The sequence below is a fragment of the Pseudomonas sp. NPDC088368 genome, assembly GCF_044753445.1.
GTDB lineage: Bacteria > Pseudomonadota > Gammaproteobacteria > Pseudomonadales > Pseudomonadaceae > Aquipseudomonas > Aquipseudomonas bambusae.
In genome coordinates, this window is record NZ_JBIVNG010000020.1 from 42033 (window position 1) to 56990 (window position 14958).

General features: G+C 59.8%; 9 protein-coding genes and 1 pseudogene. 3 read left to right on the top strand and 7 right to left on the bottom strand.

What is annotated here, in order from left to right:
- The first annotated feature begins 76 nt into the window (after positions 1-76).
- Positions 77-3055: a DUF748 domain-containing protein gene (locus ACIQAL_RS30585; protein ID WP_401152224.1), complete on the top strand. Its 2979-nt coding sequence runs from the start codon at positions 77-79 to the stop codon at positions 3053-3055.
- Positions 3056-3070: 15 nt separating this feature from the next.
- Positions 3071-3373, top strand: a complete 303-nt coding sequence (locus tag ACIQAL_RS30590) for a DUF2845 domain-containing protein (RefSeq protein ID WP_401152246.1) — start codon at positions 3071-3073, stop codon at positions 3371-3373.
- A 353-nt stretch (positions 3374-3726) separates the two neighbouring features.
- Here the strand turns inward: ACIQAL_RS30590 and ACIQAL_RS30595 are convergent, their stop codons facing one another.
- The 7 genes and pseudogenes from ACIQAL_RS30595 to ACIQAL_RS30625 form a co-directional block, all read right to left on the bottom strand.
- The gene (locus ACIQAL_RS30595) at positions 3727-4548 is read right to left on the bottom strand and encodes a methyl-accepting chemotaxis protein (RefSeq protein ID WP_401152249.1); all 822 of its coding nucleotides are present in this window, start codon (positions 4546-4548) and stop codon (positions 3727-3729) included.
- Between the two features lie 36 nt (positions 4549-4584).
- Positions 4585-5463: pseudogene (locus tag ACIQAL_RS30600) on the bottom strand (cache domain-containing protein); the annotation flags it as partial.
- Positions 5464-5890: 427 nt separating this feature from the next.
- Positions 5891-6445: a hypothetical protein gene (locus ACIQAL_RS30605; protein ID WP_401152226.1), complete on the bottom strand. Its 555-nt coding sequence runs from the start codon at positions 6443-6445 to the stop codon at positions 5891-5893.
- Positions 6446-6674: 229 nt separating this feature from the next.
- The gene (locus tag ACIQAL_RS30610) at positions 6675-7187 is read right to left on the bottom strand and encodes a hypothetical protein (RefSeq protein ID WP_401152228.1); all 513 of its coding nucleotides are present in this window, start codon (positions 7185-7187) and stop codon (positions 6675-6677) included.
- 86 nt (positions 7188-7273) lie between these two features.
- A complete protein-coding gene (locus ACIQAL_RS30615) occupies positions 7274-8647 on the bottom strand; it encodes an HlyD family type I secretion periplasmic adaptor subunit (RefSeq protein WP_401152231.1) in 1374 nt (457 codons plus the stop codon).
- On the bottom strand, positions 8637-10790 hold the full coding sequence (locus ACIQAL_RS30620; RefSeq protein ID WP_401152233.1) for a type I secretion system permease/ATPase: 2154 nt from the start codon (positions 10788-10790) through the stop codon (positions 8637-8639). The genes ACIQAL_RS30615 and ACIQAL_RS30620 overlap by 11 nt, the downstream gene beginning before the upstream one ends.
- A gap of 68 nt (positions 10791-10858) precedes the next feature.
- Positions 10859-12208, bottom strand: a complete 1350-nt coding sequence (locus ACIQAL_RS30625) for a TolC family outer membrane protein (protein WP_341961915.1) — start codon at positions 12206-12208, stop codon at positions 10859-10861.
- A 384-nt stretch (positions 12209-12592) separates the two neighbouring features.
- On the opposite strand from ACIQAL_RS30625, the gene ACIQAL_RS30630 reads away from it, so the two are divergent.
- Positions 12593-14958: retention module-containing protein (locus ACIQAL_RS30630; RefSeq protein WP_401152236.1), on the top strand; the 2366-nt coding region annotated here is incomplete at its 3' end.

Below are 14958 nucleotides of genomic sequence, written 5' to 3' on the forward strand. Positions count from 1 at the left end.
GCAGAGCCGCGACTTCGGAACCAGATTGGCGTGCCATACTCAAAGGCACCTCAGACCGAGAGAGTTGGCGACCTACATGCCCAAAGGATTGAAACGCGCCATCGGCGCCTTGCTGGCCGTCTTCGCCATTTACAGCGTGCTGGGGTTCCTTATCCTGCCCGGCATTGCGTTGCGGGTGATCAACCAGCAACTGGCGAATTACGCCACGGTGCCCGCCAGGCTGGACCGCCTCGAACTCAATCCCTACACCCTGGAAGTAACCCTGTGGGGCCTGAACATCGGCGCACCGGGCAAGGAACAGGTCGGCTTCGAACGGCTTTACGCCAACCTGCAGATCGACAGCCTGTGGACCAAGGCCCTGCACCTTCAGGCCGTGAAGCTCGACAAACCCAAGACCGAGTTGCTGTTTTCCAAGGACGGCAAACTCAATCTGGCCGGTCTGTTCAAGCTGCCACCCAGCGAACCCGCCAAACCTGACGAACCGCCGAGCAAGCCGTTCCCGCTGCGCATCGGCGAGATCAAACTGTCTGACGGCTTCGTGCATTTCCAGGACCAGCGCCCCAGCGAGCCCATCGAATTCCTCTACGACGCCCTGAATTTCGAACTGAAAAACCTCAGCACTTTGCCCGAAGACAACGCCGACATGACCTTGGTCGCCGCAGGTCCCGAAGGCGGTCAGATTGACTGGGTGGGCAAAATCAGCCTGGTGCCGATCAGCTCCGAAGGCACGCTGAAAGTCACCGACGGCAAAATGAAAGTCTGGTGGCCCTACGTGCGCGACGCCTTGCCACTGGTGCTCAAGGATGGCGTGCTCAACCTCAGCACCCATTACACGCTCAATCTGGCCAAAGAAACCGAGCTGCGTCTGGACAACACGTCACTCAAAGTCGCGCCTTTCGCAATCGATGCACCGGACGGTCGCCCGTTGGTGCGCCTGAAAAATCTGGAAGTCAGCGACACATCGCTTGATCTGGCGAAGCAGCTGGTCACCGTCGGGAAGATTCGTAGCCAGGGCCTGGAAACCTGGGCCGCTCGCGAATCCGATGGCCAACTCGACTGGCAGAAGCTGTTCGCCAGCCAGCCCTCGAAGACCGAACAGAAGAAAGCCGACGCTGAAAAGCAGCAACCCGCGACAGCATCAGGCGCCGAAACCACCGCCAGCGCAAAACCTGCTGCGCCGAACAAGCCGTGGCAAGTGCTGTTGCGCGACACTCAACTGCGCGATTACCGCGTGCACCTGGCCGACAAAGTGCCCAAGGAACCGGTCGCGCTGGAAGTTGGCCCGCTCAATCTGGACCTGACGAACTTCGACAGCCTCAACAAATCGCCTTTCAACATCAAACTCGACACCGGCCTGGGCAAACAGGGCAAGCTGACGGCGGAAGGCGAAGTCAATCTTGACCCCGTGCGCGCCAAGCTCAACGTGACGACCCGCGACATCGACCTGCGTCTCGCGCAGTCCTACGTCACGCCGTTCATTCGCCTGGAAGTGCGCAGCGGCATGCTCAACACCGACCTGGCCGTTGATCTTAAAAGCACCGAGCCGTTGGCGCTGGGCATCACAGGCAAAGCGCAGGTCGACCAGTTGCACACGCTGGATACGCTCAAATCCCGGGATTTCGTGAAATGGCAGCAACTGAACGTTGAGGGCCTGAACTTCCAGCTCGGCGACAGCCTGAGCATCGCCAAGATCAACATTGAACAGCCCTATGCGCGTTTCGTGATCGCTGACGACCGCACCACCAACATCGACGACTTGCTGATTCCGCAGCCTACCGACGGGGCACCTGCTACGACCAAAGCCGAGGCGAAACCCGCACCGAAAGCCAAGACCGCGTCTGCCGAGAAACCCATGGGCATTCATATCGGCGAGGTGAACATCAACAACGGCTCGGCCAACTTCGCTGACTTCAGTCTTACGCCGAACTTTGCGACCGCCGTGCAACAGCTCAACGGTAAGATCGGCACCCTTGATAACCGACAGGACAAACCGGCCCCGGTGGACATTCAGGGCAAGGTCGACCGCTACGCGCCGGTCACCATCAAGGGCGCGCTCAACCCGTTCAACCCGCTGGCCAGTTTGGACATCGCCACCAGCTTCAAGCGTGTTGAGCTGACGACATTGACGCCCTACTCCGGCAAGTTCGCGGGCTACCGCATTCGCAAGGGTCGGCTGAATCTGGACCTGCATTACCTGATCACCAAAGGCCAGCTCAAGGCCGAGAACAAGGTGGTGGTCGAGCAATTGCAGCTGGGTGAGAAGGTCGACAGTCCCGACGCCGTGAACCTGCCTCTCAAACTGGCGATTGCGCTGCTCAAGGATGTGGACGGCAAGATTTCCATCGAACTGCCCGTGACCGGCGACCTGAACAATCCGCAGTTCAGCGTGATGCCGATTGTCTGGCAGACCCTGCGCAACCTGGTGGTCAAGGCTGCCGCCGCGCCGTTCAAGTTCATCGGCGGTTTGATCAGCGGTGGCGGTTCGGAAGATTTGGGCACCGTGGCGTTCGCCCCCGGTTCGGACGACTTGAGTGGGGAGGCGCAGGCGTCGCTGGACAAGCTGGCCGCTGCCCTGAAAGAGCGCCCTGCCCTGCGCCTGGAAATCGAAGGGACCAGCGCCGAGGCCAGCGATGGGCCGCTCATTGCGCAACAGCGTCTGGAGCGCGAATACCAGAGCACGTACTACAAGATTCTCCAGCGACGCGGCGATAAGGTGCCAGCGCAGGCAGGCGATCTGAAGGTGCCTGATGACGAGAAAGCGCCGATGCTCGAAGGCATTTATCGCACACGCCTCAAACAGCAACCACCGGCGGAATGGGTGGACCTGGGCAAGGAAGAACGTCAAAACAAGCTGCGCGAGGCCGTGCTCAAATCCTGGAGTTCCAGCGCTTTACTGCTGCGCCAATTGGGTCAGGCCCGGGCAGGCAGCATCAAGGACTATCTGGTGGACAAGGGACAATTGGCGGATGATCGGGTCTATTTCGTGGACGCCTCCCTCGGTCAGCCGGAAAAAGACGGACGCGTCATCAGCCCCTTGCATCTGGACAGCGAGTAAAGACTTTTGAAGAGTGTGTTCACCAAGACCGTGGCCATTATCGGTCTGGCGGCGTTGAGTGGTCTGAGCCAGGCCGATACGTTGCGTTGTGGCAGCCAGTTGATCAGCGTCGGTGACCGGATGTTCGAAGTGCAGCAGAAATGCGGCCAGCCGGTCAGCCAGGACATCGTCGGCTACAAAGAAACCGTCAACCATTTCCGCCAGGTCGATCAGGTGCAGGTCCAGGAATGGGTCTACGGTCCGAACAGCGGGATGTATCAGTACCTTCGTTTCGAAGGTGGGCGGTTGGTGAGGATTGATAGCAAGCGGGGGAATTGAGCCCTGCGTCCATCGTTCACGCTCCACCGAATCTGTAGGAGCGAATTCATTCGCGAGACGGACGCACAACCGACACATCCCCATCGCCTGAACCACCTTTCGCGAATGAATTCGCTCCCACAGGAGATCGCGTCGGTGATGAACCCATGGCCTGACACAGCTCTGTGACAGCACGGCTTGCCAGCGGCAGCGATTTCAACGACGCCACCGTCTCCCATGCTGCACTCGAACCTGTGGGAGCGAATTCATTCGCGATGAGGACGTACAACCGACACATCTCGATCGCCTGAAACACCTTTCGCGAATGAATTCGCTCCCACAGGAGATCGCGTCGTTACACGCGATCGCTGCCCTCAAATCCTGAACTGCTTCACCAACCCACCCAACCGATCCCCCAACTCCGTCAGGCTGCGTGCGGTGTAGGCGCCGCTTTGTGCGTCATCCGCCACGGTGTCCACGGCCTGGGCGATCTGGGTCATGCTGCGGCTGATTTCTTCGGCCACGGCGGTCTGTTCTTCCGAGGCGCTGGCGATCTGCGCGTTCATGTCGTTGATGGTCTCGATCAACTGTCCGATGGCGTCCAGTGACGTGCCCGCCTCATTCGCCAGTTCACCGGTGGTTTTGCCTGTGTCGCTGGAACGACTCATCGCCACGACCGCCTGTTCGGCACCGCGTTGCAGCGAGTTAATCATGTCGTGGATTTCCTGAGTGCTCTGCTGCGTGCGGCTGGCCAGGGCGCGAACCTCGTCGGCGACGACCGCGAAACCCCGACCGGCATCCCCGGCTCGGGCCGCTTCGATCGCTGCGTTCAAGGCCAACAGGTTGGTCTGTTCAGCCACCGACCGAATCACGTCCACCACGGTCGCAATGGATTGCACGTCCTTGCGCAGGTGATCGAGGGACGAGCTGCTGTCGCCAATCTCGCCAATCAGCGCATGAATGCTGTCGATGCTCTTGTTCACCACGTTTTTCGCGTCCAGCCCGACGTCACTCGTCTTGCGAGCGGCTTGGGAAGCGCCTTGAGCGCTGATGGACACCTGATGCGCCGCCGACGACATTTCATGAATCGCTGTCGCGACCTGATCGGTTTCCTGACGCTGACGCCCCATGGCCTGTTCCGAGCGCTGGGCCTGAGCCGACATATCACTGACCAGGCCGTTCAGCTGACTGGTCATTTCGGCGATCTGCCGCACCAACCCGTGAATTTTCTCGACGAACAAGTTGAAGGATTTCGCCAGGGCGCCCAGTTCGTCATTGCTGGTTTCCGGGAGACGACGGGTGAGGTCGCCGTCACCGGCTGCGATGTCGTCCAGGTTCTGTTTGATCACCAGCACCGGCTTGACCAGTCCGTTGCCGAAGAACACCCCAATCAGCGCGACGATGATCAACAGGATTGCAACGACGGCGACGATCAACGCCGCTGAAGAACCAATGCGACCCTGTGTCGATGCCTCGATGGCCGCGACTTGCGTGTCGATGTCGTCGAGGTTGGCTTGGGTGCCGAATGCGAGGTCCCACTTCGCGAGGTAGTTGGTGTATCCCAGCTTCGGAATCGGCTTGTCGCTGCCCGGCGTTGGCCAGTCGTAGCGGAAGAAATGAGTGCCGTCTTTGGCCCGGTCCACCAGACCGCGGATCACGAAAACACCGTTGGCGTCTTTGGCGTCGGAGAAATTCTTGCCGATATCCAGGTCCTTGTCGGCCCAGAACACGCGCACGTATTGCGAGTTGTAGCCAAAGAAGTAACTGGCCTTGTCGTATTGCAGGCTCTTCAGCACTTTGAGGGCGCGGTCGCGAGCGTCCATGTCGCCCGGTGCAGAAGCGTCGTAGATCGGCTTGATCGCCGCTTCGCCGATCTGCTGATAGTTCTTCAGCGACAATTTGCGCTCTTCGAGCAGCAGCGCGCGGGTCTGTTCGACTTCCTGCGTGGCCAGCTTTTGCAGGACCACCCACGTGATGCAGCTGATGACCGCAGCCAATAAAAGGCTCGGAATGATGGCAAGCAGAATGACCTTACGGCGTAGGTTCAACGTCACGTCGGCGTCCTTGTAGGCGGAAGTATCATTTTTATTGATAGAAAGACGGCAAGCCATTACTCAGCTGCGGTCATCTAAATGGAGGATTCAGATAACCGTATCGCTGACTTCGCGCATATCTTTAGGGGAGATGTAAGATAAATTACAGGCGCAATATGCCAGAGCGGCGGCATGATTGACAGGGATGATGGGAGGATCGCCTGTATCGATTTTATTAATGCTTTCCAGCCAGATTCAGATCAAAGGCTGTGTTCAGGCTGTTGATTCTGGCCGGAGGCCGTAGGAGTTGGCTTGCCTACGATCTGGCGCGCAGCGGCGGTAGAACCTGACGACGCTTTTCCGCCTGACGCACCGCATGCACCGAATTTGCTGCCGCTACGCAGCAGATCGCGAGCAAGCAACGCTCCCACGCCTTCGGCAGAAGCAAATGTGCAGCGCAGTTCAGGCTGTTGATTCTGGCCAAAGGCCGTGGGAGTTGGCTTGCCTACGATCTGGCGCGCAGCGGCGGTAGAACCTGACGACGCTTTTCCGCCTGACGCACCGCATGCACCGAATTGCTGCCGCTACGCAGCAGATCGCGAGCAAGCAACGCTCCCACGCCTTCGGCAGAAGCAAATGTGCAGCGTTGTTCAGGCTTTTGATTCTGGCCAAAGGCCGTGGGAGAAGCAAATGTGCAGCGTTGTTCAGGCTTTTGATTCTGGCCGGAGGCCGTGGGAGTTGGCTCGCCTACGATCTGGCGCGCAGCGGCAGTAGAACCTGACGACGCTTTTCCGCCTGACGCACCGCATGCACCGCATGCACCGGATTTGCTGCCGCTACGCAGCAGATCGCGAGCAAGCAACGCTCCCACGCCTTCGGCAGAAGCAAATGTGCAGCGCAGTTCAGGCTGTTGATTCTGGCCAAAGGCCGTGGGAGTTGGCTTGCCTACGATCTGGCGCGCAGCGGCAGTAGAACCTGACGACGCTTTTCCGCCTGACGCACCGCATGCACCGCATGCACCGGATTTGCTGCCGCTACGCAGCAGATCGCGAGCAAGCAACGCTCCCACGCCTACGGCAGAAGCAGATTCGCGGCGCAGTTAGAGTTTTTGATTCTGGCCGGAGGCCGTGGGAGTTGGCTTGCCTACGATCTGGCGAGCAGCGGCAGTAGAACCTGACGACGCTTTCTCGCCTGAGACACCGCATGCACCGAAATTGCTGCCGCTACGCAGCAGATCGCGAGCAAGCAACGCTCCCACGCCTTCGGCAGAAGCAAATGTGCAGCGCAGTTCAGGCTTTTGGATTCTGGCCGGAGGCCGTGGGAGTTGGCTTGCCTACGATCTGGCGCGCAGCGGCGGTAGAACCTGACGACGCTTTTCCGCCTGACACACCGCATGCACCGAATTTGCTGCCGCTACGCAGCAGATCGCGAGCAAGCAACGCTCCCACGCCTTCGGCAGAAGCAAATGTGCAGCGCAGTTCAGGCTTTTGATTCTGGCCAAAGGCCGTGGGAGAAGCAAATGTGCAGCGTTGTTCAGGCTTTTGATTCTGGCCGGAGGCCGTGGGAGTTGGCTTGCCTACGATCTGGCGCGCAGCGGCAGTAGAACCTGACGACGCTTTTCCGCCTGACGCACCGCATGCACCGAATTTGCTGCCGCTACGCAGCAGATCGCGAGCAAGCAACGCTCCCACGCCTTCGGCAGAAGCAAATGTGCAGCGCAGTTCAGGCTGTTGATTCTGGCCAAAGGCCGTGGGAGTTGGCTTGCCTACGATCTGGCGCGCAGCGGCAGTAAAATCTGACAATGCCGCTTTCCCTGACCCGCCGCATCTCTCAAAGAACGGCGCAGGATTAGAGAGCCGACCCGAAACGATGGGGCCGGCTGTTTAGATCAACGCTCGTGCAACGCCTCGGCGCGAGCCTTGAGCACAGGCTTGAGCAAGTAGCTGAGAATGCTCTTCTTGCCGGTGATGATGTCCACGGAGGCCACCATGCCGGGGATGATCAACAGTGGGTGCTCATCGGTGCCCAGATGGCTGCGGTCGGTGCGCAGCTTGATCACATAGAAGGTGTTCTTCTTTTCTTCGTCCTGAATGGTGTCGGCACCGATCTGTTCCAGCTTGCCCTTGAGGCCACCGTAAATGGTGTAGTCATAGGCCGTGAATTTGATCATGGCTTCCTGACCCGGATGCAGGAACGCGATGTCTTGCGGACGAATCCGCGCTTCCACCAACAGCGTGTCATCCAGGGGCACGATTTCAGCGATGTCGCTGCCCGGTTGAATCACGCCACCCACGGTGTTCACCAGCATCTGCTTGACGACGCCGCGCACCGGCGAGGTGACCATGGTGCGGTTGACCCGGTCTTCCAGGCCTTTGGCGGTGGACTGCGCCTTTGAGAGATTGGTCCGCGCCTCGTTCAATTGAGTCAACGCGTCGCTGCGGAATTTGCCGCGGGTCTCGTCGATCTTGCGTTGCACTTCGGCAATGGCGGCCTGAGCGCGAGGAATCGCCAGGCTGGTGCCGTCCAGTTGACCGCGTGTTTCAACTTCGGAGCGTTTCAAGCGGAGGATGTCCACCGGCGAAACGGCGCCCTGCGCCACCAGCGGCTCGGACATGCCGATCTCCTGACGCAGCAGGTTCAAGCTGTTGCGGTACTGCTCCTGCTTGGAACCGAACTCCCGCAGTTCTTGCTGACGCTGAATCAACTGCTGTTGCAACCCGCCAATTTCATCCGCCAATTGCTGACGACGACTCTTATAAAGAGACTCTTCGTTGGCGGCCTGATTGGCAGCCGACTTGCGTGCTTCAGGGCTGAGGTTCAGCGGGCGATCATCGACCTCTGCGCTCAAACGTTCGACACGCAGTTCCATCGCCACGCGATCCGCCTCGGTTTCCCCGACGTTGGAGGCAAAGCGGGTGTCGTCCAGACGTATCAGCGGCGCACCGGCGTCCACGATCTGCCCATCGCGGGCGTAGATCTGCGCGACGATGCCGCCTTCCAGGTTCTGGATTTTCTGAATTTTGGTCGAAGGGATCGCCTTGCCCTCACCCTTGGTCACTTCGTCGATGACCGCGAAGTTGGCCCACAGCACAAGAAAGGTGAAGAACAGGATGACGGCCCAGATGGTCAGCCGAACGATGCGCGGCGCGTCATCGACCAGCGCCTTTTCCACCTCGGGCATCGGCTGCCCTTCCAGGGAAGGCGAACCTTTGAAATAGCCGAACAGACCACCGCCGGAATTTGGACCCGATTTAAGCAACACTGATCTGCCCCTTCTTCAACGCTTCCATCACGGCGGCTTTCGGGCCGTCGGCAAGAATCTGGCCACGGTCGATCACCAGCAGGCGGTCGACCAGAGAGAGCAGCGAGGCCCGGTGTGTCACAAGAATCACTGTCTTTTTCTCGATAACGGCTTGCAGGCGCTGCTTCAAGCGCTCTTCGCCGGTGTTGTCCATGGCGCTGGTGGGTTCGTCGAGCAGCAGAATCGGCGGGTCGAGCAACAAGGCCCGGGCCAGTGCCACGTTCTGACGCTGGCCGCCCGACAGGTTCTGCCCGCGCTCGCCCACCTGCAGCTCGTAGCCTTGAGGGTGAAGACGGGCAAACTCGTGAACGCCTGCCAGCTCGGCGGCTTGAAGGACCATTTCGTCATCGACGTACCGCGCGCCGGACACGAGGTTGTCACGGAGTGTGCCCGCCAACAGTTGAATGTCTTGTGCGACGTAACCGATGTTGTGGCGCAGCTCGCTCACGTCGATCTGGCGAATGTCCACGCCATCCACCAGCAACGAACCTTCATCCGGTTGATACAACCCCACCAGCAACTTGGCCAGCGAGCTTTTGCCCGAGCCACTGCGGCCAATGATGCCGATCTTCTCGCCAGGGCGGACCACCAGATTGATGTTCTTCAGCGCGAGGTTCTGTTGATTCGGGTACGTGAATTCCAGATTGCGGAACTCCATGGCGCCCTGCAGCACCTGACGGCTAAGCGGGCGCTCGTCGAAGTTGCGCTCCTGCGGCAGCTCCATCATTTGATCCACGGACACCATGGTGACCTTCGCCTGTTGATAACGGGTCAACAGACCGGATAGCGCGGCCAATGGGCCCAGCGCTCGGCCGCTGAGCATGTAGCACGCCACCAGGCCACCCATGCTGAGGTTGCCGTCGATGATCATGTACACGCCAAAGCAGATCATCGCCACGCCCGCCAGTTGCTGGATCAGCAACGTGATGTTCATGGCCAGACCGGAGAGAATCTTGACCCGCAATTCGAGACGGCTGAGGGTGCCGATGGTGTGTTCCCAGTGGTATTGACGCTCGCTCTCGGCGTTGTTCACCTTCACCGCGTCCAGCCCGGAGAGGGTTTCGATCAGGCTCGACTGACGCTCGGCACCCAGCGCCATGGTGCGTTCGAGGGTCGCGGTCAGCGGCTTTTGCAGGAAGTGACCGATGCCCAGTGCCAACGGGAACGCCACGACGGGAATCCACACCAGATGCCCACCCAACAGCGCGATCACCAACAGAATGATGAGGGTGAATGGCAGATCGATCAGGCTGGTCAGGGTCAGCGACGTCAAAAAGTCGCGCATGCCCTGAAACTCATGAATGTTCTGGGCGAAACTGCCGACCCGCGCCGGGCGAAACTTCATCGCCATGCCGACGATGCGTTCGAACAGCGTGGCGGAGATGATCAGGTCGGTTTTTTTGCCGGCAAGGTCCAGACACAGACTGCGCAGGCCCTTGAGCAACAGGTCGAACAGGTACGCGCCACAAATACCGGTCGCCAGCACCCAAAGGGTCGCGGTGGCCTGGTTCGGCACGACGCGGTCGTAGACGTTCATCACGAACAGTGGAGCGGCCAGCGCGATCAGGTTGATCACGAAACTGGCGGCAATCGCATCGGCATACAGCCAGCGCGACAGCTTGAGGGTGTCTTTGAACCAGGAGCGCGCCCGTGGGATGAGCGAGCCTTTGGTTACGTCAAATTTATGTTGCGGCTGTGCGAAGAACACCTTGCCGCCGTAATCCTTTGCCAGCACGTCGCGCTCGACGCGGACTTCGCCGCCGTCGCTTTCGCTGATCAACAGACGCGCGAGGTCGCCTTCCCAACCGAGCAACACAGCGCTGCGGCCTTCCTTGAGCAGCACCATCGCAGGCAGCGCGATGGTCGGAATCTGGTCGAGCCTGCGCACCAGCAGACGCCCCTGCAAACCGGCCCGGGCTGCCGCGCGGGGCAGCAAATCCGGGCTGAGGCGCTGGTCCGGCAAGGGCAAGCCGGTGGTCAGCATCGCCCGGCTCGCCGGTTTGTGATGCAGGGCGCAGAGTGTCAGCAGGCCGTCCAGCAACGGGTCATCATGCTGGCTGCGGGGATCATGACCTAATTGAGCCGAAGGTAATTCCAAATCCACGCTGACACTCTCTTTCGTTAAGCAGTTAAAAGAAGCTGGGCCCTAACGGAAGCTTGCTCCGTCAAGAATCAGTTCATACCCGGCAGTTTGACCGACGGCTTTATATCGTTTTGCACAACTGATGCCAGCGGCGCCACGACGCCCTGACTTTTCAGCAGGGTGCCCATGTCGGACTGAATCCGGTATTGGGTGTAGGTTTTCAGGCTCTGCAGCTGCACCAGACGCTGTTGCGCGGTGAACAGCTCGTTCTCACTGTCGAGAAGGTCGAGCAGAGTACGCTCTCCCAGACTGAATTGCTGCTGATACGACGTACGGACACTGGTGGCCCGATCAACGTATTGCTGCGCGATAGGCACCTGGGCGGTGGCGTTGTTATAGGCGTTCCAGGCCAGGCCCAGCTCTTCATTCAGTTGACGCAGGGCGTTGTTGCGGATGTCCAGTGCCTGCGAGGTCTGATAGGACTTGGAGCTCAGGTCAGCCTTGTTGCTGCCACCGGCGTACAGGTTGAACTGCATGCGCACCATCGCTTCCCAGCCATTGTTGTGGCCTTGGTCGCCACCGACGTTGTTGTCGGCGTTGCGGCCCAGCTCGGCATCGAAGCGCGGGTAGAAGGTGGACTTGGCGGTCTCGTACTGCTTCTCGGCAGCGGCGATGTCCGACTCGGCCGAACGCAGCACCGGGCTGTTGTCCAGCATCTGGCGCCGAGCTTCGTCCAGCGTGGCCGGCATCAGCGCGAACGGAGCAGGTCTTTCCAGCTGATCGGGCATGTCGCCGACGGCGCTGAGGAAGTTGGTCTGGGCATCGGCCAGGTTGGTCTGTTCCGTGATCAGGTTGTTGCGCGCCTGGGCCAGACGGGCATCGGCCTGGTCCATGTCGGCCATGCGACCCACACCCCGGCTGGTGCGCAGTTTGATCTGGTCGTAAATGCGTTCGTGGCTTTTGAGGTTTTCCTCGGCCAGACGGACCATTTCACGTTGCGTCATTACATCGATATATACCTGCGCAACTGTCAGCGCAGTTCGCTCTGAAGTATTCAACAAAGAATACGCCCGAGAATTGGCGGTGGCTTGTTGACGCCCAACTTCGTTAGTTGTTTGAAAACCATCAAACAGCATTTGGCGCAAACGAACACTGGACTCGCCGCGGTTCGAAGTTTGCCAGTCGTTATTGCGGCCAGAGGCACGCGTGGTCGGGTTGTCGGAGCCTTCGCGGCCATACCCCGCCAGAACGTCGACACGTGGCAGGTAGCCACCCTTCGCAGCCCGAACGTTGTAGTCCTGCGCGATACGGGCGTTGACGCCTGCCTGTACCTCGGGATGCACGTCCATGGCCTTCTGCATGGCTTCTGGCAAGGTTTGTGCCTGTACGAAACCGATTGAAAGAGCGAAAGGTACAGCGGTGTAAAAAGGCAGGCGCATGCTCGTGACTTCCCGAAAACGGACTGGGTTCAAACGCGGCAAAAGGGGCACTGCCGCGTCGTAGAAAATGACCATTGATGTGTGGGTTATCGGAGTGTTCTGAGCACGCTTGAGGCCGTACAGCAGAATTTGTCGATCTCTTAAAATATCAATGTGACATTACGGGTGCGATTGTTTAGGATGGCGCGAAATAGGTCAATAGTTTGGCGTAAAGTTAATTCAAAACCGGATAAGTAGCAGTTTTGAAATTGGCGTCAAATAACCAGCATCAAGAAAATCAAGTAGTTAGTGTTTAAGTAAAAAAAATCAAACATTCGGACCCTTCATTCCAGCGCCAGATGGCCGATGAAGGAGTCCACAGACGTAGATCCGGAGAGTCACCCCATGAGCAGTGTTGTTGCCATCGTCAAAAGCATTGTTGGCCAAGTAGTCGCAGTCTCCGCTGAAGGGATTCGCCGTGTACTCATCGAGGGTGACCGGCTGCTGGCCGGTGAACAGGTCCTGACAGGCCCGGGAGGCGCGGTCACGCTTGAACTGGCGGACGGTCGTCACCTCGACCTGGGCCGTGACACGCAATGGAGTGCAGACACTCCGGCGTCCAGCTCTACTACTGACCTGGCAGAAGCCACCGCGCAGGCCGCACCGTCGGTCGCCGAATTGCAACAAGCCATCGCTGCGGGCGCTGACCCGACGCAAGACCTTGAAGCCACCGCTGCGGGCCAGACCACCGGCAGCACCGACGGCGGCAACGCGGGCGGCGGGCACAGCGTCGTCATGCTGACTGAAACGGCAGGCGTGGTAGATCCCACCATTGGTTACCCTACCGGCCCTATCGGCTCGGGAGCCGCCACCGACACACAACGTACCGCGCTCGATGACCCGTCCAACACCCGGACACCGTCCACGCTCTCCCTGACTGGCACGCCGACCATTACCGAAGCCGGTGGCGTACTCGTTTACACCGCGACCCTGACCGTCGCGGCGCAGTCGGCCATCACCGTCACTCTGTCCAATGGCGCGATCATCAATATCGACGCCGGCCAGTTGAGCGGCAGCGTCAACGTGCCGATGAACAGCATCAACGACGTCTACCTCAACCCGAGCCAGATCAGCACCACGGTCACCGGCACCACGGGCGGCGACGGCATTGCAATCACCATTGATCCGCAACCGGCCAACACCCAGGTCACGGACACGATTGACACCACCACCGTCAGCCTCTCTGCGGACGCAGCTGCCACTGAAGGCGGCCAGATCACCTACACCGCGACGCTGACCAATGCCGCGCAGACCGCCGTCACCGTGACCCTGTCCAACGGCGCGATCATCAACATCGCTGCTGGCCAGTCCGTGGGCACCATCAAAGTCGATGCCCCGGCCAACGACGTCTATAAGACCAGCGCCACGGTCAACGCGACCATCACCGGCGCGTCGGGCGGCAACTTCGAACAACTGGCAATCGACGGCAAAGCCGCATCGACCACCATTGCCGACTCCATCGACACCACCCGCGTGACCCTGACCGCTTCCAGCACTGTGGCTGAAAACGGCACCATCACGTACACCGCCAGCGTTTCCAACCCAGTTACCGGCTCCCCCGTGAGCGTCACGCTGGACAACGGCAAAACCATCACCATCGGCGTCGGCCAGAGCAGCGGTAGCACCACCGCCGTCGCCACCAATGATGTGTACGTCGGTCATCCCGCGGTGACAGCTGCAATCACTGGCGTCAGCGGCGGCAACTACGAAAACCTGGCCTTCAGCAACACCCCGGTCAGCACCGCTGTCACCGACGTGCGCGACACCACGTCGATCAGCATTTCCGGCCCTTCGGCGGTCACTGAAGGTGGCACCGCGGTTTACACCCTTTCGCTGGACAACCCGGCGCACGCCACCGTCAATGTGACGCTCAGCTACACCGGCACCGCCAAAGACGGCACAGATTTTACCGCTGTCAAAACCGTGACCATTCCGGCGAACGCCAGCAGCGCCAATTTCGCACTGACCACGCTTGAGAACGGTATCGAGGACGGCGCTCGCGACGTGATCGTGAAGATCGTCTCGGCCACCGGTGGCAACTTTGAAAATCTGGCAGTCAGCGGCAGCGCTGGCAGCGTCACTACGTCGATTCTGGATAATGATGCGCCGGTCATTATTCCGCCGGACCCGGTTGCCCCGCATGTTGACCTGGACGGCACCTCGGCCGGCGACAACTATTCGTTCAGCTACACCGGAAGCGACCCTGCCGTAGCGATCGCCAAAGGCGCGACGATTGTCGACTCCGACAGCGACAATCTCTCGCGTGTCGAGATCACCATCAGCAAAGGCAGCCAGGCAGGCGACCTGCTTAGCCATGGCGCACTGCCGTCGGGTATTACCCTCGACCCCGCCAGCACCGATACACACATCATCCTGGTTGGGCCGGCGACCAAAGCCGCCTTTCAAGACGCAGTCAACTCCATCACCTTCAGCAGCTCCGATACGACCGGAAGCACCCGGACGATCAGTGTCGTCGCGACTGATGAAGACAAGCACTCGTCCAACACCGCACAGACTGAGGTGACGCTGAATGGCGGGCCGACCAGTCCCGTTGACACCAACGCAGCACCTACCATCGAGTTCACGCCCGGCGCGTTCGTGGAAGGCGGCGCTGCCGTCAGCCTGATCAAGACCATTTCTATCGCTGACAGCGATGCCCCTGGTGGTGCGACGCCGCAGATCGGCAAAGTCGTCATCACCGTAAGCAACGT

What these genes read in the sequence shown, in the direction of transcription:
- ACIQAL_RS30585 (WP_401152224.1), top strand. Translation starts at nt 77, where the DNA reads ATGCCCAAAGGATTGAAACGCGCCATCGGCGCCTTGCTGGCCGTCTTC.
- ACIQAL_RS30595 (WP_401152249.1), bottom strand. Translation starts at nt 4,548, where the DNA reads ATGACCAGTCAGCTGAACGGCCTGGTCAGTGATATGTCGGCTCAGGCC.
- ACIQAL_RS30625 (WP_341961915.1), bottom strand. Translation starts at nt 12,208, where the DNA reads ATGCGCCTGCCTTTTTACACCGCTGTACCTTTCGCTCTTTCAATCGGT.